Below are 17653 nucleotides of genomic sequence, written 5' to 3'. Positions count from 1 at the left end.
GACACCATTGATTATCTAAAAGTCCGGCATAAATGCCGGACTTTTTTATGCCTTTTATGAATTGCTTGATAGCGGTGTCGCACTAAACTCAGGTTCGGTTTTTAACCCTTTCCATAAGCTGACGCACATCAGTAGCAAGATCACCGTAAATGGCAAGGCTGTAGAGATAACGCCCGCTTGCAGCGCTTGTACCGCTTCCGTGCCTCCAATCCATAGCAGTGCAACCGCGACTGCGCCTTCGAGTACCGCCCAAAATACACGCTGCAATACTGGTGAGTCCAATTTGCCGCCTGAGGTAATACTGTCAATGACCAGTGAACCCGAATCTGACGACGTGATAAAAAACACCAGAACCAGCACCACGGCAATCACAGATAGCACCTTACCGAAAACCAGCGAATCAAACATCTGGAACATGGCCAGCGAAACATCGGTTAAGCCATTTTGACCTAACACGCCGATTTCATTAATCACTTGCTCTACTGCTAGGCCACCAAATACCGACATCCACACCAGTGTCACTAACGTTGGGATCAATAAGACCGCCACAATGAATTCACGAATGGTACGTCCTTTAGAAACACGTGCGATGAACATGCCCACGAACGGTGACCATGAAATCCACCATGCCCAGTAGAAGACCGTCCAACCTTGGAACCACACTTCATCTTCACGGCCATGAGGATTACTCAGCGGAATTAAGTTTTGTAGGTAAGCCATTAAAGTCGTCGGAATCGAAGTCAATGTGACGCTATAACCAATCACTGCCACCAGTGCGAGCAATAAAAACGCGACAATCATATTGATGTTAGAGATGACTTTCACCCCGCCATCAATACCTCGAACCACAGACAATGTGGCTAAACCCGTCACCACACAGATCACCGCAATTTGTAGCCCAATGCCCGATTCAAAACCAAATACATGGTGGATACCAGAAGCCGCTTGCTGCGCCCCAAGACCGAGAGACGTTGCCAAACCAAACAGCGTGGCTAATACCGCAAGAATATCGACCACATGCCCCGCCCATCCCCAAGCGCGATCACCCAGTAGCGGATAAAAAACCGAGCGCATTGAAAGTGGCAAGCCTTTGTTGTAGCAGAAAAAAGCCAATGATAGAGCAACAACACCATAAATGGCCCACGGGTGAAGTCCCCAGTGGAACATGGTTGCTCCCATCGCCAGTTGCGCAGCTTGAGGAGTGTTGGCTTCTACGCCCAGTGGTGTTTCATACCAGCCCGTATAATAGGCCACGGGTTCTGCAACACTCCAGAACATCAAACCAATCCCCATCCCTGCAGCAAACAGCATCGATAACCAAGATAGAAAAGAGTGGTCCGCTTGCGCGGCTTGTCCACCTAACCGAATTTTGCCAAACGGTGAAAGGACCAATACGATGCAAAATAGTAGGAATAAGTTACCCGACCAGATAAACAACCAGTCGAAGCTCGCAATAATGCCCTGCTTTACGGTATCAAGCCCAATCTTAGCTTGGTGAGCGTCTACGAGTACGGTCAGTAGTAAAAATGCAGCGATCAAACCTGCACTGATCCCAAACACGGGGTTGTGCACATCAAACCCCCATTTCTGTACATTATCTTGGCCTACGGTGTAATCCGTATTATCGATACTGTACTTATCAATTTCTTTTGTCATGTACCCTCTCTGAGTCATTTAAATCGAGCTCAACAACAATGACAACAAAGCATTTTCGGTTTTTTAATCACAAATTGCTTTGTACTCATTGTTAATTTCATTCATTAAAAGCACGATTATTTTACATAGATCACAGAAAAGATCCACCATATAGAGCATTTAAGCCAATTTAAGACAGAAAACCCTTTGTCTATTTCAAATGGTCGACATCAGAAACCACCAAAATTTAATTCTCACTCAAAGCATCTAAGTGGAATATAAAAAGCAAAATCCATCGCAGTAACGCCATGGATTACTCTTAGCTCAATACTTTAAAAATCAAGGCAAGTAAGGTATGGTTCGCGACAGATTCAGCACAAACTGGGTGAACCCTCTGTGGAAAAGCACGAAGAAGTATTAGTCGCATTGCGCCAGATCATCCGCGCCATTGACCTACACTCCAAAAAACTTAATAAGGACGCAGGACTCACCGGCCCCCAATTGATTTTGATGCGTTCAATTCATGACTTAGGTGAACAGGTCACAATTCGTGAGCTCGCGGTGCATACCAATATGAGCCAAGGCACCGCTACCACGATTTTGGATCGATTGGAGCGTAACGGCTATGTGCAGCGCGTGCGCAGTAACAGTGATAAACGCAAAGTTCATGCTCACTTAACCGATGAGGGGCGTAAGCTACTCGCACAAGCCCCACAGCCTTTACAAGAGAGCTTTGTTGAGCAATTCCATCAATTACAAGATTGGGAACAGAGCTTACTGCTCTCTTCTGTACAACGCATCTCAGCCATGATGAACGCGCAAGATATGGATGCCGCGCCGATGCTGACGATTGGTAGCATTACGCAGCCAGAATAGTTCATTCCAATAAACCATGTTGTAGCGCGTACTGAGCTAACTCTGCCGTGGAGTGGATGTCGAGCTTATGCTTAATATTTTGCCTATGGGTTTCGACCGTGCGATAGCTGATATTCAGCAAGGTCGCGATTTTTTTACTGCTGCAACCTTGTGCAACCATACGTAAGATCGCCTCTTCACGGCGGCTCAGCGGGTTTGGCTTATTCGCCACGGGTAAAATCTCTTGGCTAAACAGTGTTGAGGTGGTGGATTCACAGAAGTACGTCGCGCCTTGATGAACCGTTTTGATCGCTTGCACCATTTTCAGTGCTGAGATTTCTTTGAGCATGTAGCCCATTGCGCCGGCTTGCATCACTTGCATAATGTACTCGCGGTTATCATGCATGGTCAGCATCAATACTTTGGTGTGAGGAACTTCTTCTTTGATCAAGCGGGTGGCTTCAATACCGTTCATGATCGGCATACTCACATCCATCAGCACCACATCCGGTTGGTGAAGTTTGACCAATTCTAAAGCTTCCAATCCATTACTCGCCGTGGCGACGACCTCGATTTCCGGCTCTTGCTCTAAACGCGCAATAAAACCCTCTAACACCACCTGATGATCATCCACCATCACCACTCTGATTGGTTTATCCATAAACACTTCCATCCAACTTCAGTAAAACCGTAATTTCGGTGCCCAATTGTGGCTCGCTGCTTAATTCAAATTCACCACCAATAAACTCGACACGTTCGCGCATGTTACGTAAACCAATCCCGCGCTTTTGCAGCGCTTCTTTGCTGGAAAATCCTACCCCATCATCACGCACCATAAGCTGCAACATATCACCCATTTGCTGCAGTAACACCGTGACTTTCTCGGCTTTGGCGTGTTTTTCAATATTATTGAGTGACTCTTGCACCACTCGATACAGTGTGGTGGCCACTTCCGATTTTAGCTTGCCCGGCTGGGTATCAAACAACATCTCGATCTCCATTTGTGAATGCAGTTTGAAATCCTCAAGCAGCGTCGTGAGTGCCGCTTGTAAACCGAGATCATCTAGCGCACTGGGGCGTAAATGGTGCGAGATTCGCCGAACTTCATTAATTGCAGTGATCAACGAGTGCTGGGATTTTTCCAGATGCACGATCTGTTTTGGATCGTTTAACTGGTTTGCCAGTAACTCAAGATGACACTTGCTAGATACCAATAACTGATTAATTCCATCATGCAGCTCGCGGGCGAGATGCTTCTTTTCATCTTCCTGAAACAACACGGTTTTGTGTACCAAATCTTTGAGATTCTTATCCGCCAAACGGTGTTCATGCAGGTTGATGGCTAAGGTCAACACAATGATCACCGCCACCGTAACTATCAAAATCACCACGACTGAAAAGAAGGTGGTATCGATATTAGCGTTGACGGCCGCTTGCATCTTCTCAACTTCATAACTGAGATCTTCAATGTACAAGCCGGTGCCGATCATCCATTCCCAGTCGTCAAGCCAAGCCGAATAGCTGAGTTTAGGGACAGTCTCTCCACTTGAGGGTTTGCGCCACAAATATTGGTGATACCCACCACCCGATTGGGCTTGGAAAAGAAGCGCTTGGATGAGAAAGTCACCGCGTTCATCTTGCAACTGCCATAAGTTTTGCCCTACCAGCTCAGGTTGGATCGGATGCACTAAGTTCGTGCCCTGAGCATCATAAGCGAAAAAATAGCCATCAGAGCCATAACGAATATTGGTTAATACCGCTTTGACCTGCTGTTTGGCTTCCGCTTCACTTAAGTTGGGATTATTGGCAATCAACCTCACCGCATCAAACGCCACTTCGACGCTGTCTTTGAGTGAGGTTTCGCGCTCTTCCATCAGCTTAGCTCGGAAGATCTCAATTTCACGCTGGCCTAAGGTTTTCGCCTGATGAATCGAAATCCAACTGATGCTTGCTGTGGCAATTAAGAGAGGCAGTAAAGCCAGCAAAATCAATTTGGCTTTGAGAGGCATTCCATTTCCCCATAAAAAAACTGCTTTCCGACCCTTCGAAAAGCAGTTTCACTCTAACAACTTGTTGTTGTGGATTGAATTTCGATACGCTCACTCTTGAGTCGGATCACATTCCATAAAAGCTTGGGAATACCATCAACGAAATCAAAACCAAAATCTGGATCAGGATAAAGGGCACTACGCCGCGGTAGATGTCCATGGTGGTGACCGACTTTGGCGCAACCCCTTTCAAATAGAACAAACTAAAGCCGAACGGGGGAGTTAAGAACGATGTTTGCAAGTTCATCGCAACTAAGATAGCAAACCACGTCATATTCACATCCATCAGCACAGCGACTGGAGCCAAAATCGGTACGATGATGAAACAGATTTCTACGAAGTCGATAAAGAAACCCAGAATTAAGATCACCAACATAGTGACAATCAAGAATCCCCATTTATCTCCTGGCAGATTCATCATCCATTCTTCTACCAACTCATCACCACCGGTATAAGTAAACGCCATCGAGAACGCGGTCGCACCCAATAAGATAGCAAACACCATAGCAGTCACTTTGACGGTTTCTTTAGAGGCATCATAGACCATTGACCAACTGAATTGACCATACGCCAATGCCAGTAAAATCGCGCCCGCACCACCAAGTGCTGCGGATTCTGTGGGCGTCGCCACACCAGCGAAAATCGAGCCCAGAACCACCACAATCAGCGCCAACGGCGGGATAACCGCTTTCAGTGCTTTCACCACTTCTTGACGACGTGATAAATCGGCATCAGGTTCAATAGGCATCGCCGCTTGCGGATTCAGCTTGGCGTAAATCAGGATGTAAATGATATACGCCGCCACCAACATCAAACCCGGCCAGAGTGCGGCTTGGAACAGATCGCCAACCGGAACCCCAAGTACATCCCCCAATAGAATCAATACGATAGAAGGTGGAATGATTTGCCCAAGGGTCCCCGACGCACAGATGGTGCCACACGCCAACCCTTTGTCGTAACGGTATTTGAGCATCACAGGCAGTGAAATTAGCCCCATCGCCACTACCGATGCACCCACTACCCCTGTCGAGGCGGCGAGTAAAGTGCCCACCAACACGGTAGATATCGCCACACCACCGTGAATGCCACCAAATAAGCGCCCCATCGACTCTAATAGCTGCTCCGCCAGCTTGGTTTTTTGTAGCACCAAACCCATAAACACAAACAGCGGCACCGCCATTAACACGGTGTTTTCCATGATTGATTGAATGCGGTAAGGCATAAACGCAAACATCTCTATGCCTTCAGCCCACACGCCAAAAATCAGCGCAATGCCCCCAAAGGTAAAAGCAACGGGGAAACCCAGTAATAGCGCAAACAGGGCAACGAAAAACATCACAATACCAATCATACGTTTCCCTTACTTAGTTTGGTCTGCGTGCATCAGACGTGGGTTAAACACTTTATTGAGCGAGTGGATGATCAAGCCGACACCACTTATCGCCATGAAAGTGAAAGAGACTGGGATCATCGCCTTGATAATCCAACGATATGGCAAACCACCCGGGTCACCGGACGTTTCACCCAGAGCGTAGCTTTCTTTGGCAAAGTCGATCCCGAAATAGACCACCAACAAGCAGAACGGCAACAGGAAAAACAGAGTGCCAAGAATGTCGATCACCGCCTGTGCTTTCATCGATAAACGTTCATAGAACAGATCGACTCGTACATGGCCGCCCGCTTTAATGGCGTAAGGAATACCAAGCAAAAAAACCGTGGCAAACAGATGCCACTCTAATTCTTGAAAGGCGATAGAAACATCGTTAAAGGCATAGCGCATCACCACGTCATACACGACATTGGCCACCAACAGAATAAACAGAATACTGGAGAGCCACCCCAGTAGATCGCTAAGACGGTTAAATAACCGCTCAACATAAATCAGACTTCTCATTACACACTCCCTGTCTAATCAAATTGCTCCGTGTCACGAATGTGCACGGAGCTTATCGTTATGTGCTTTTCTTGGGCTTCCTGCACACGCAGTTCAGCTTATCATTGTGATTCGCTATTGAGGTAGGCTCGCAGTGAAATATCTGTCCAACTGCGTGTTTGTTTCAGATAGTTGGCTTGTGATTCTTGGATCTCTTTAGCCAGTGGATCTTCTGCTGCGTGTTTCGCCAGTAGTCGGTCGTTAACCTCACGCAGGGCTTTAATCACAGGCGCTGGGAAGGTTTTTACTTTCACATCTGGGAACTCTTGGGTAATCGAAACCCAGTTTTTGCCACTTTCATGAACTGATTGAACATACATGTCGTAAGCAGCAGTGCGCATCGCAACACGTAAGATTTCACGTAGATCTTCAGGCAATTTATCCCACGTCTTTTGGTTGACTAAGAATTGCAGCTCAGTTGCTGGCTCATGCCAACCGGTGTAGTAATAAGGCGCAATCTTGTGGAACCCCATACGTAAGTCAAGTGACGGCCCTACCCACTCTAGCGCATCAATTGTGCGACGCTCGAGCGAGGTGTATAGCTCTCCCGGAGCAATGTTGGTGGGTTTGGCACCGAGCTCCGCTAACACTTCTCCGGCAAAACCGGGAATGCGCATTTTCAGCCCTTGCAGATCTGCAACGCTGTTGATTTCTTTTTGGAACCAGCCACCCATCTGCACGTCGGTGTTACCACCGGGGAATGAAAGCATATTGTGTGGAGAGTAAACCTTCTCCATCAACTCCATACCACCACCGTGGTAGAACCATGCGTATTGCTCGCCCGTCGTCATACCAAAAGGCATAGAGGTAAAATACAAAGTGTTCGGAACTTTGCCTTTCCAGTAATAAGACGCGGAGTGTCCCATGTCGTATTGGCCCGATTTAACCATATCAAACACACCCAGTGGCGCTTTATGTTTGTTGGCAGAATCAATGCGAATTTGTAAACGGCCATTGGACATTTTCTTTGCCATTGCCGCCATATTCTTTGTGGTGTCGCCGAAGATTGGGAAGTTAGGTCCCCATGTCTCAGCCAGTGTTAAACGGTAAACTTTCTCTTCTGCAAAAGCGGAAGTTGTGAACAGCGCAACACCCGCCGCAATAAGCAGCACGCTTCGCTTCATAACTCGTGATACAGACTGATGAATCAGACTCATGGTTTGACGTCCTTGGTTATCCATACCTGCGCACCCTGCAACAGGCTCGTCAACAATGTGGTCGATATTCGTAAGACAAGAAATCGGCGAGACCACGCAGCCAAGTAACACTCCAACCGCACAACTTAGCCATTCGTCTTAAGTATTACTACGTAAGATAAAAATAAAAATAATTTAAAAACAAAAGCATAAAGAAAGATTAATAAGCGTATGGGAGGGAAATACGTAGTCATTCCTACGTGAGGGGATTTTAAAGAAAAGAGTAAAAAATGTGACAAAGGCATAGCTATCACTTGCAAGACAATAACAGCTCAAGTGAACTAGGAGCCAGTAGACACCTTAATCAGCAGTAGCAAAGCTCCGAGAACGGAGCTTTGCTTAGAGCTTACATCGTCAGAGTGTAAGTCACTTTATTGCCGACTTGGTTTTTCTCAACCAGCTTTTCATCGAGCAGTTTTTTTAGCGCGCCCGCGGCCCATGCAGAAGCTTTCGCTTCCTCTTGGCCTGCCAGCAAACCAATCGCTTTGGGGTTAATCCCCTCAACTGCGCCACGTACAATCTCAAGGACTTGCTGCTGTTTTGGCGTCAGTTGACAAGTCACCGTTGGCGTTGCCGCTTGCTCAGATTGGTGTGCCGAAAGGGCCTTTGAGTGCACGGATTGCGCAGGTTGCTGCACAGTGGTGCTCGATTTTACCGTCACTTTTACCGTGGCAAGGTTGGCAACGATCGCTTTAATGCGTTTTTGCAGCTTAGCCTGCACTTTACGCTTATGAGCTAGTCTCATCGGGTCGGTCTCCATTTCGCTGCCCAAAGGCAGTCATAAAATTTTGAAGCGCGCTTTATAGCAAATTACGTTCGACGTTTGTAGGGATGAGGTCAAGTTCTTGACGACAAATGATCTTTAGCCCACTCAGATGACTATAATTTGGGCGACACGGCCAAAGAGTGAGAAGGGCATGCCCACTTTGCAACTTTACAATCATCAGATCCATTTCACACCTTTCGTGATAAAGGGACTGTTAGCCTTGGCTGGCCTTATCACTTTGGTGGTGATTGGCGTCGCCGAATCATTTTTGCAAGCCTTGGTCGGAATACTTGCGCTCATGGCTTGGGCAGGTATTGCCTACTGGTTGATGTTAAAAGGCCAAGTGGCTTACACATTAACGGCAACCCATTTCCAGCAGCATTTTTATCAAGGTGGTTGGGTGGTGAAATGGAATAATATCAGCCAGATTGGCGTGTGTAGTTACGAGCGGGAAGGCTGGCATCAACCTCTACCTTGGGTTGGCATTCGTCTTAAACATTACGCGCCCTACCTCAACAGTATTTGTCCTCGCTTATCGACCCAACTGTTGCTCAGCCAACGCGCCTTACTCTATCTCGGTGCTCAACAAAAAGCGCGGCATCATCAATTTGAAGATCTGGTCTTGGACTCCACACCCTATGTGGACGCCGAGGGTAAACAATACACCGGACTGCAAGCCATGCTGGCTAATCGAATGCAGTATCAACGTGACTTCTTTGGTTACGATATTTTTATTTCAGAGCAGGACTTGGATCGCAGTGCGGAAGAGTTTGTCGGATTGGCTCGGCGCTATCTTGCCGCTGCCGAGCCAGAACATGGTCAGTAAAGCGGCATTTCGTCCGCGACAAATGGGTTGCTGGCACGTTCACGGCCAAAGGTAGATTGGGGTCCATGACCGGGGATGAAGGTGACATCGCTGCCTAGCGGCCAAAGTTTATTTTTGATAGACGCAATCAGAGTATTGAAATCCCCTTGCGGGAAATCCGTACGGCCAATACTGCCATTAAACAGCACATCACCCACAAACGCCAAACGCGCCGCTTCACTAAACAGCACAACATGACCTGGTGTATGTCCGGGAGTATGGATAACTTGCAGAGTTTGCTGACCAAAGTGAATAACATCACCATCATCGAGCCACTCATCAGGTTCAAAGGCTTCCGTAAGCGGAAAGCCAAACATTTTGCTTTGCCCTTCGAGCCCTTGTAACCAGAAATTATCCGCTTTATGCGGCCCGACAATCTGAGTTCCACCGAGAGCTTGCGCCAGTGACTGCGTACCACCAACGTGATCAAGGTGACCATGAGTCAGTACCAGTTGGGTTACTTTTACGCCTAGCTCCGCGATCAACATTGCCAGTTGTTTCACATCACCACCCGGATCCACCACTATTCCTTCCATGGTTTCATCACACCACACGATAGAGCAGTTTTGGGCAAAGGCCGTAACAGGCACCACCTGATATTGTAAAGACATAAACCTATCCTGTCTGATTCTTAACTGGCAGGCACTATGTCATTAACGCCCGCTTTTGACAAGTTAGGCTCCAACCCATTGGCGTACGGGCCCGGTATCAATATGAATAAATTGGCTTTTCGGATAGAAACCGACACCACCCGCTTGCAAACTGATTGCCGCTTCACGGATTTTCTTTAACGACACGCCATCCAAACGAAAATCGATGGCCTGCCCAGACATATGGTAGCTTTTCTTAGCTACACCTTTTGATTTGCTGCGCAGTTGTTTATTGGTCACCGGAGAGCGGTAACCAGAGACAATGTGCACTTCGGCTTGAGTGCCGAGTAGCAATTGGATTTGGCACAGTTGATCAAACAATAGCTTATCCATGGCGTGCACTTCGTCACGACGAAAATCACGACATAAATGATTGAGCCGCTTCAATTCTGAACGAACGTAGTTTTTACCATTGAAATAGCGCGTTTCAATACTTTCGCCTGTATGTAAGTTGCTTAATGCCAATTCTCTTGGCTTGGCGGCATAACTCGCGAACGCGATGCTAGGCGTACAGGAGGCTAAGATTAAACCACCCGCAGTCAGTTTTAAGAAATCTCGACGTGTTGTTTGCACTTTAATTACCTACCGAACTGGGCTCTATCGATACGGAAAGTACCGGACTCTGGGTTCGATATCAAATGCATAAAACGTGCTAACTATCACTGATTTTGGATAGATTTTCTCTTACTTATTGAACAGAAAGGAAAAATTTCCGCTGTCAAATTTTAGTCAAACTTGGAGACGCGTCACCATTGCCGAGAGCTAAAGCATCATAGTGATAAATATCATCACGATAATGCAGCGCACCTTCTTCATACCACACAGTCTGATAGATGATGTGGACTGGAATGCGCTTTTTGAGCGCGATCGCTTGGGTGCTCACCGGAAAATCGTTCAGAGTAATGCCTTGATTTTCGAGCAAGGCTTGCGCAAACTTTTCAGCGTTTTCTACCCGTATACAGCCAGAACTGAACGCCCGAGACGCGTTATTAAATAGATGCTTACTCGGTGTATCATGCAGATAGATAGCGCGTGAATTGGGGGTGTTAAACTTGTATATACCAAGCGCATTTTGCACGCCTGCCTGTTGGCGAAGACGGTATGGGAAGGTTTCCGGTTCAACGGCTTCCCAATCAATCAGCTCAGGATCAATCACTTCCGGATCGCTCCAACCACGAATGATTTCCATACGATGATTGGCGAGATACTCACTATCACGCTTCACCATTGGCAGAATGTCTTCCACCATGATTTTATGCGGCACATTCCAGGTTGGGTTGATGATCAGTGAATCGAGTTTGGTATTCATCACCGGTGTCGGTCTGGTGGTTTTGCCCACCACCACCTTGGCTTCAAACACTTCGCGTCCCGCATCCCAATACTTCATCTCAAAACCGGGCACATTGACCACAATCATACTGTCTTGTTGGGTTGGCCATAATCGAATCCGCTCTGCATTAAGCGCTAACAAGGCAAGTCGCTCAGTCACGGATTTATTCAGCCATTTCATGGTTTGTGGACCAATCACGCCATCAGGCTGCAAGCCATGCATCCTTTGAAACTGCTTAATCGGTTTTTCAAGCGAGGCATCGTAATAGGCCACATCATTTAAGATGGATGTAGTATCCAGATTCACCAGAGCTAAACGTTGCATTAAAGCTTCACGGTGGCTTAATGGGTCACCCGGACGCTTAAGCCGCTCCATCTGCACGTAAAGTGCCACCTCACTAAACTCAATGCTCGAGAGCGATTGATACGCGTGCAGCAGTTGCTGATAAGTAGGGTCTTGTGGGGTGTATTCATCCATTAAGCGAGCGAGTGACTGGTTGCCAATTGCCATATGCAAAGCCAGTTGCGCCTCTTCACTCGGCGGAGCAAGAGGTTGATCAAGTTGACCTTCAAAAAACCAAGCAATACCGATTTTCGGTGCCTGCTCAGCATAGCTGAGGTATTGCAGTAAAGTGTCGGTCGCCAACACGTCATACTCATGCCATCTATCTTGTTGGCGATAGCTTTTCAGCGCTAAAAGTTGTCGGCTAAATAAAGGGCTAAAACTCGCACGGTGGATCACCTCAAGCTGAGCTTCTAAATGGTTCACCGTAGCAAGATCACTCCACAGTAACTGATCATTACTAATTTGGTAGATTTGCTCAACCAAAGCTGGGTTAGTGATCTGTTTATTGACCGACGAACTGCTATCAATCCACCCTAATTCAACAAAACGCTGGGTAGCAGAACACGGAATAACAAAGAATAACAATGCGATAGCGGCAACGACTCGGCTTTTCATCAAAACGCCCTACTGGCTGAAGATGCACTAAGTATGGCAAAACTCAGCCGCAAAATTAAGCTATTGATAGGAGTATTTTCACTCATGTCTCATCTTTATCGTCGGTCGTTCTATTCCCAAACGAATGAGCATTGCAGGATGACGGCAAGCAAGGCGGCGGCAAGTACGTTCATCCCCATAAACCTAGAGAGACTATGGGGGTGAACAAAGGTGGCCAACACCGCGGCCACTTCAAGTAGGAGGGTTATACCTAGATCGCTGACCAATGGTTGTCCCACATCACATTACTCATATGCGATTGCGAGAGCGCAGGTGCAGACTGCAAAATGATTTTGCCCGACCCCGAACTGATTTGAAAAGCACCATGGCGAACAACCACGCCAGAAGCATCGGCTAAAGCGGCTAATTCCACCAATTCACCCGTAGCTCTTGACCAGATCCCATAGCAATTTCCAGGGGGAGAAGTGGCAAGAATCCACTCATCGGTCGCCGCAATACTGGCAATATAGTGATTAAAACGCGCCCATTGCTCAGGCTCTGCTTGTAATGGCTTAAGCGGACCTGCTCCTGTGTGCATGGCAACTAAGGGAGGATAATCGTCTGGCTGGCCGCGATATTGTTGACCACACAGGACAGTGTTATCCCCATCATGCGCCAAATGACGGATGCTCAGATGGCGATCAGGTAAAGTGATTTGCTCCAGTACCTCACCGTGTGCTGAGAGATAAGTCAAACTTGGCTGCATACTCTCTAGATTTAACGGTTCACGGCCAAAAGTGTGGACGCCTCCGACCCCCACGACTAAGCGACCATCGGCCATCAAGATCACTTCGTGAGGACCAATCCCAAAACCGCTCCATTCCGCGACTTTTTGATAGTGGTGAGTCACATCATAAACGCCAATCACACCACGACTGGTTTTCTGCTCCCCTTCCGTGGCGTATAAGTAGCGACCATCATGTGAATAGACACCATGTCCGTAGTAGTAACGCTGGCTATCGGCGGGACGCAACACAATTTGCTGCGCCGTTTGATAATCAAACACCGACATAAACTGACCGGGGCGGCGTGCAAAAGCCACTGCATGCGGCAACGTTGGGTGAATGGCAATACCATGCCCCCGAGCAGGTAAGGCAAGCTTACCGACCGCCTGCCCAGCGTTATCTGCCATCACTACACTAAAGCGCTCTCGCCCTTCTATTGCACAACCAATCAAGGCTGGCTGTGGCGATCGCGCAGAGCTACAACCGCTGATTAGCCAAGGTGTCGTGCAGCCAAAAAGCGCCACTTGCAATAAGTGGCGACGTGTTGCATCAGTCACCATCGGTTGCATTAAACCCTATGACCACACCGAGTCCCACAGCCACTTCGTCGTGCAGTAAATAGTTCAGTTGCTCGAGCTTGTCGCGCAAAACTAAACCCTCGCGATACCCCGCTTTGGTTTGCAGCAAATCAAACAGGCTTGCTTGCTGCGGCCAAGTTTCGATAATCCCGGCCAACTGCGTGGTGACGCGATCCGCCTTGGCAACCATACCTTGTTGGCGCAGCATCGCATCCATACCTTTACCATCGGCAAGGTATAAGGCTTGAATCGCCAACAAGTTATAACGCATATTGCTCAGCGAAGTTTTCGATCGCCACGACTCCGAAAAATAAGGCCGTGGCTGACCAATGTTGGCCAGCGGCCGATTGAGCTTAGAGAGCGTAAACTCCAACTGATTGGAAAGCAGCGCGATGTACTCCGCACGCCAAGTGCGATCATCCAAAGATTGCCATGGGTTCTCTTGCCAAGCCTTAGCAATGTGAGTGGCATTACGCTGCACAGTCGCGCTGATGGCCATCGCGGCTGGACAAGCTTGCTGCGGTGCAGTCAGCAAAGGCGATGCGCTATCGAAAATGAGCCATTCCAATGCACCCAACCCTTGCACTGCCACACTCTGTTTTGCAATATCGTCGACTTCCCATACTGGTGGTTTGGCGAGCAGCTGCTTCATTTTATGCCCAGTCGTGTCTTTTTTATCTGGCCAGAATTGCATATTCCAGCTCAAATCTAATGCAGCACTCGGCCCACGCTGCTGTCCTTGTAAGGCCATCCAACTTTGCATGCTGGCTTGCCACTCTTGTTTCAGTGGTGATATATCCGTCGTCGGCGCTTGGCAATAGTGAGCCATACGCTGCTGTAACTGCTTGGTTTGCTCAGCGAGAATGTGGGCATATTCACGCTCTAGCTCGAATACCGCTTGGCTAGGATGCTCCATGTCTGGAGCACTCTGACACGCCGCCAGTAAAGACACCGCTAGCAGAGTCACTGTTTTTTTCATCCTTCTCTCCTAGAGTGAATTCAAAAAGGCCACTAGCGCTTCACGCTGCGCTTTATCAAACTGCAGTACCTTATCGCGGCTCGCCTGCGCTTCACCACCATGCCACAGCACCGCTTCCAGCACATTGCGCGCACGGCCATCATGCAAGAAATAGGTGTGGCCATTGACTTCTTGGGTATAACCTATCCCCCACAAAGGGGCAGTACGCCATTCACGCGCAGATGCAAAAGCCTCTGGACGACCATCACTCAAGCCTTCGCCCATATCATGCAGCAGCAAATCGGTGTACGGCTGAATTCGCTGCTTGGAAAGCGCGGGACGTTCAGCCAGCTCTTGCGTCAACACATTGGTTTTATGGCAAGATTGGCAACCCGCTTGAGCAAACAGGTTCTCCCCCTGTTGTACCTGTGGATCTTGCACGTTACGGCGCACAGGCACCGCCAAGTGCTGAGCATAAAACTCCACGAAATCCAGAATGTTATCGCTCACTTCTGGTGAGCCACCATTCGGTAAATCACGACAGATTGTCTGTTTTTCGGTGCAGTTTTCTTGCGGAAAGAGATGGCTGGTTAATCCTAGGTCGCCATTAAAGGCCGCCGCATTTTGCTGCATGATGTTGGGTTGGCCCGCTTTCCAGCCAAAACGGCCAATCGCCATTTCGCCAGTGCGTACATCGCGCACTTGGTTAACACGGCCGGAAATACCATCGCCATCGCGATCCTCAGGGTCAGCCCACTGTAATAAGGTCGCATCCGGGATCGCTTCTAACAGTCCAAGTCCAATCATCGGCGGCGCAACCCGCGCCGACATTTGCACATCTGGGTGCATCTCACCATAAGCGAGATCCAAAATCTTTAGGTTCGGTTTCCGAAGTGCCACAGGAGTACCATCGGCAAAAGTGACCACCACTTCATCATACGTAATGTGGATTCGCCCTTCTGGCTTTTGGTCGGGTAGCGAAAAATCTTGTAGCTGCCCGCCATAAGTCGGCTCTGGCACTACGCCATTGACCGCATAGATGGCTTTTTGCTGCTCAGTAACCGCAGGAATACTCAAACGCACCAGCATGGAAACCGCTTGGGTGTCATTAGGCTCTGGTGGATGGCCTCTCCCGTCTTTAATGTGGCAGTTTTGACAGCCATTGGTATTAAAAAGAGGTCCTAGTCCGTCGCGCGCATCCGTCGAAGCGGGAGCGGGAACCCAAGGATTGCGGAAAAAGCTGTTACCAACACTAAAATCAAGGCGTTTCGCCATCGGCAAATTCGCGGCCGGCATGGAAAACGCATTGGCTCCCTCTTTCGTGGTACTGGTTTCCCCACCCGATTTAATCTCTGTTGCCAAAGCAAGGTTGCTCAAGGCGCTCGTGAGTAATAACAGAGATAAAGACGACTTCATGACATGGTTCCTGTAAAAAACGGCCCAATCCCTGATTCCCTTTACCGTATATACCCAAACTACTTGGCGTTGCAGGTAGGCGGCAAGTAAGTTCATCCCCATGAGCATAGATACACTATCTGATTGGGGTGAACGAACGTAGCCAACACTGCTGCAGCTTCAAGTAGGAAGGCTATAAGTAGCCGCGGAATTGACGCTGCATACCAAACTATTTAGGAATTATCATTGACGTAAAGCGGTATTGGGTTTTATTGCGAAAATAAGTTATCCCTTTCTCCATGCATAAACCAAAGGCCATTGCGCGAAGAAAGGGATAGGGACAGTGACGAGATTAAAACTCGTGCTCTGCCGTATCTGGGTTTAGATTATCGATCCCGATGATGCCTGCCGCGCGTTCAATCGAACCCGTTTGTGCCACGAGCGCCAGAATGGCTTGATTGATAATCGCGTGACCTGCCGCGTTATCTGCCGCGATCAGTTGATCAAAGTGTTGGTTATTTTTTTCAGCTGCCGTGACTAACTCACCCACTTGCGTGCGCGCCGCTTCAAACTGTTGCAGGATCTCTTTTGCCGCATTGGCATCTTTCTCTGCAACCAATTGGTACAGACTTGGGCCTTTTAGCTCAGAACCATCGGCGCGAGTGTAGCTACCTGTGTAGATATTGTAGATACCTTGCTCGTTGTAGTAGTGCGAGTTATGCGTGTTATCCGAGAAGCAATCATGCTCATCTTCGGTTGAATTCGCTTCTAGCGCGACTTTCATACGCTCACCCGCCAATTCACCCAGTGAGAGCGAACCCATACCAAACAGCATTTTGCGCAGACCATTTTCCGCTGACTCACTCAGCAGTTGCTGGCGATAATTGTCTTTTTCACCACTCGCCCACTGCTTCTCCATCCACTCAAGATCGGTCACCAAAAGTTGCGCGGCGGCTTTGAGGTATTGTGCACGGCGATCACAGTGATTATTGGTACAGGCTTTGCCTTGCAGGTAATCCGTGTATGAGCGAGCACCGGCACCGGCTTTGGTGCCGTTTAAATCTTGTCCCCACAACAGAAATTCAATCGCGTGGTAGCCCGATGCCACGTTGGCTTCAGAGCCACCGATTTCGTTGAGGCTGGCCAGCAGCTCAGGCGTGATCTCTTTCACATCAACTTTCGTTGCGCCAATGGTCAGTGCAGTATTGGCAATGATATTGGCATTTGCGCCTTCATTGCCCAGTTCATGTTGATAACTTCCTGCCACATAATCGATCAAACCTTCATCTAGCGGCCACGCGTTCAACTGACCTTCCCAGTCATCGACAATCGCGTTACCAAAACGGAACACTTCTGATTGTTGATAAGGCACACGCGCCGCCAACCACGCTTGTTTCACTTCTTCCAGACCTTGTGCGGTCGGAGCTTGTAAGAAACGGTCGATGGTTTTTTGCAGTTGCTGCGCAGTCACACGTGAATCGGCATAAACGGCATGCGCAATATCGGCATAATGTTCAACCACTTGGGCTTGAGTTGGCGCTGCAGCGAAGCTTGCTGATGTAGTGAGCGTCAGTGAAGCTAAGATGGCGGAAGAGAGAATAGACTTAACGTTCATGGAGCGTCCTTGTTGAGCTTGATATGAATTGCAAATTATTATCATTTGTTATTTCGATGCAAATAATACAAATTTACAATTTTTTTTCAACCTGAACACACAAAA

General features: G+C 48.3%; 16 protein-coding genes. 2 read left to right on the top strand and 14 right to left on the bottom strand.

What is annotated here, in order from left to right; translation table 11 throughout:
• Positions 1-54 precede the first annotated feature (54 nt).
• The gene (locus R4537_RS11090) at positions 55-1656 is read right to left on the bottom strand and encodes a BCCT family transporter (protein WP_071179508.1); all 1602 of its coding nucleotides are present in this window, start codon (positions 1654-1656) and stop codon (positions 55-57) included.
• Positions 1657-2031: 375 nt separating this feature from the next.
• Between R4537_RS11090 and R4537_RS11085 the strand changes: the two genes are divergently transcribed.
• Positions 2032-2511, top strand: a complete 480-nt coding sequence (locus tag R4537_RS11085; RefSeq protein ID WP_000410818.1) for a MarR family winged helix-turn-helix transcriptional regulator — start codon at positions 2032-2034, stop codon at positions 2509-2511.
• A 1-nt stretch (position 2512) separates the two neighbouring features.
• On the opposite strand, the gene R4537_RS11080 is transcribed toward R4537_RS11085, so the two are convergent.
• The 6 genes from R4537_RS11080 to R4537_RS11055 all read right to left on the bottom strand — a co-directional run bounded on the left by R4537_RS11080 (position 2513) and on the right by R4537_RS11055 (position 8412).
• Positions 2513-3151 carry a response regulator transcription factor gene (locus R4537_RS11080; protein WP_000360442.1) on the bottom strand — a complete coding sequence of 213 codons (639 nt, stop codon included), beginning with the start codon at positions 3149-3151 and terminating at the stop codon, positions 2513-2515.
• Positions 3144-4499, bottom strand: a complete 1356-nt coding sequence (locus tag R4537_RS11075; protein WP_071179507.1) for a cache domain-containing protein — start codon at positions 4497-4499, stop codon at positions 3144-3146. The genes R4537_RS11080 and R4537_RS11075 overlap by 8 nt, the downstream gene beginning before the upstream one ends.
• Before the next feature lie 106 nt (positions 4500-4605).
• The gene (locus R4537_RS11070; RefSeq protein ID WP_071179506.1) at positions 4606-5889 is read right to left on the bottom strand and encodes a TRAP transporter large permease; all 1284 of its coding nucleotides are present in this window, start codon (positions 5887-5889) and stop codon (positions 4606-4608) included.
• Between the two features lie 9 nt (positions 5890-5898).
• Positions 5899-6432 carry a TRAP transporter small permease subunit gene (locus R4537_RS11065; RefSeq protein ID WP_001257145.1) on the bottom strand — a complete coding sequence of 178 codons (534 nt, stop codon included), beginning with the start codon at positions 6430-6432 and terminating at the stop codon, positions 5899-5901.
• 101 nt (positions 6433-6533) lie between these two features.
• The gene (locus R4537_RS11060) at positions 6534-7628 is read right to left on the bottom strand and encodes a TRAP transporter substrate-binding protein (RefSeq protein ID WP_071179580.1); all 1095 of its coding nucleotides are present in this window, start codon (positions 7626-7628) and stop codon (positions 6534-6536) included.
• Between the two features lie 385 nt (positions 7629-8013).
• Positions 8014-8412 carry a hypothetical protein gene (locus R4537_RS11055; protein WP_071179505.1) on the bottom strand — a complete coding sequence of 133 codons (399 nt, stop codon included), beginning with the start codon at positions 8410-8412 and terminating at the stop codon, positions 8014-8016.
• A gap of 172 nt (positions 8413-8584) precedes the next feature.
• On the opposite strand from R4537_RS11055, the gene R4537_RS11050 reads away from it, so the two are divergent.
• Positions 8585-9259 (top strand): DUF2982 domain-containing protein, encoded by a 675-nt coding sequence (locus R4537_RS11050; protein ID WP_071179504.1) that lies wholly within the window; start codon positions 8585-8587, stop codon positions 9257-9259.
• Here R4537_RS11050 and R4537_RS11045 read toward each other — a convergent pair.
• From R4537_RS11045 to R4537_RS11015, 7 genes are all read right to left on the bottom strand, one after another.
• The gene (locus R4537_RS11045) at positions 9253-9909 is read right to left on the bottom strand and encodes an MBL fold metallo-hydrolase (protein WP_000058360.1); all 657 of its coding nucleotides are present in this window, start codon (positions 9907-9909) and stop codon (positions 9253-9255) included. The two genes, R4537_RS11050 and R4537_RS11045, sit on opposite strands and share 7 nt — an antisense overlap.
• Before the next feature lie 63 nt (positions 9910-9972).
• Entirely contained in the window at positions 9973-10521 is a 549-nt protein-coding gene (gene mepK / locus R4537_RS11040; RefSeq protein ID WP_032479948.1) for a peptidoglycan L,D-endopeptidase MepK, read from the bottom strand.
• 145 nt (positions 10522-10666) lie between these two features.
• Positions 10667-12238: a L,D-transpeptidase family protein gene (locus R4537_RS11035; RefSeq protein ID WP_071179503.1), complete on the bottom strand. Its 1572-nt coding sequence runs from the start codon at positions 12236-12238 to the stop codon at positions 10667-10669.
• Positions 12239-12488: 250 nt separating this feature from the next.
• Positions 12489-13562 carry a DUF1513 domain-containing protein gene (locus R4537_RS11030; RefSeq protein ID WP_071179502.1) on the bottom strand — a complete coding sequence of 358 codons (1074 nt, stop codon included), beginning with the start codon at positions 13560-13562 and terminating at the stop codon, positions 12489-12491.
• A complete protein-coding gene (locus tag R4537_RS11025) occupies positions 13552-14559 on the bottom strand; it encodes an imelysin family protein (protein WP_071179501.1) in 1008 nt (335 codons plus the stop codon). The genes R4537_RS11030 and R4537_RS11025 overlap by 11 nt, the downstream gene beginning before the upstream one ends.
• Positions 14560-14568: 9 nt before the next feature.
• Positions 14569-15954: a di-heme oxidoreductase family protein gene (locus R4537_RS11020; RefSeq protein ID WP_071179500.1), complete on the bottom strand. Its 1386-nt coding sequence runs from the start codon at positions 15952-15954 to the stop codon at positions 14569-14571.
• 331 nt (positions 15955-16285) lie between these two features.
• Complete coding sequence (locus tag R4537_RS11015) at positions 16286-17548, bottom strand: imelysin family protein (RefSeq protein ID WP_071179499.1); 1263 nt, start codon at positions 17546-17548, stop codon at positions 16286-16288.
• Positions 17549-17653 lie beyond the last annotated feature (105 nt).

Origin of the sequence: Vibrio paracholerae, from assembly GCF_037672085.1 — a bacterium.
GTDB classification, from domain to species: domain Bacteria; phylum Pseudomonadota; class Gammaproteobacteria; order Enterobacterales; family Vibrionaceae; genus Vibrio; species Vibrio cholerae.
Note: the sequence above shows the minus strand (reverse complement) of the source record. Positions and strands in the feature narration are given on the sequence as shown.

Coding starts and splice junctions, on each gene's coding strand:
- R4537_RS11090 (WP_071179508.1), bottom strand. CDS start 1,656: ATGACAAAAGAAATTGATAAGTACAGTATCGATAATACGGATTACACC.
- R4537_RS11060 (WP_071179580.1), bottom strand. CDS start 7,628: ATGAGTCTGATTCATCAGTCTGTATCACGAGTTATGAAGCGAAGCGTG.
- R4537_RS11015 (WP_071179499.1), bottom strand. CDS start 17,548: ATGAACGTTAAGTCTATTCTCTCTTCCGCCATCTTAGCTTCACTGACG.
- R4537_RS11035 (WP_071179503.1), bottom strand. CDS start 12,238: ATGAAAAGCCGAGTCGTTGCCGCTATCGCATTGTTATTCTTTGTTATT.
- R4537_RS11050 (WP_071179504.1), top strand. CDS start 8,585: ATGCCCACTTTGCAACTTTACAATCATCAGATCCATTTCACACCTTTC.
- R4537_RS11070 (WP_071179506.1), bottom strand. CDS start 5,889: ATGATTGGTATTGTGATGTTTTTCGTTGCCCTGTTTGCGCTATTACTG.
- R4537_RS11045 (WP_000058360.1), bottom strand. CDS start 9,909: ATGTCTTTACAATATCAGGTGGTGCCTGTTACGGCCTTTGCCCAAAAC.
- R4537_RS11080 (WP_000360442.1), bottom strand. CDS start 3,151: ATGGATAAACCAATCAGAGTGGTGATGGTGGATGATCATCAGGTGGTG.
- R4537_RS11030 (WP_071179502.1), bottom strand. CDS start 13,562: ATGGTGACTGATGCAACACGTCGCCACTTATTGCAAGTGGCGCTTTTT.
- R4537_RS11055 (WP_071179505.1), bottom strand. CDS start 8,412: ATGAGACTAGCTCATAAGCGTAAAGTGCAGGCTAAGCTGCAAAAACGC.
- R4537_RS11025 (WP_071179501.1), bottom strand. CDS start 14,559: ATGAAAAAAACAGTGACTCTGCTAGCGGTGTCTTTACTGGCGGCGTGT.
- R4537_RS11020 (WP_071179500.1), bottom strand. CDS start 15,954: ATGAAGTCGTCTTTATCTCTGTTATTACTCACGAGCGCCTTGAGCAAC.
- R4537_RS11075 (WP_071179507.1), bottom strand. CDS start 4,499: ATGCCTCTCAAAGCCAAATTGATTTTGCTGGCTTTACTGCCTCTCTTA.
- R4537_RS11065 (WP_001257145.1), bottom strand. CDS start 6,432: ATGAGAAGTCTGATTTATGTTGAGCGGTTATTTAACCGTCTTAGCGAT.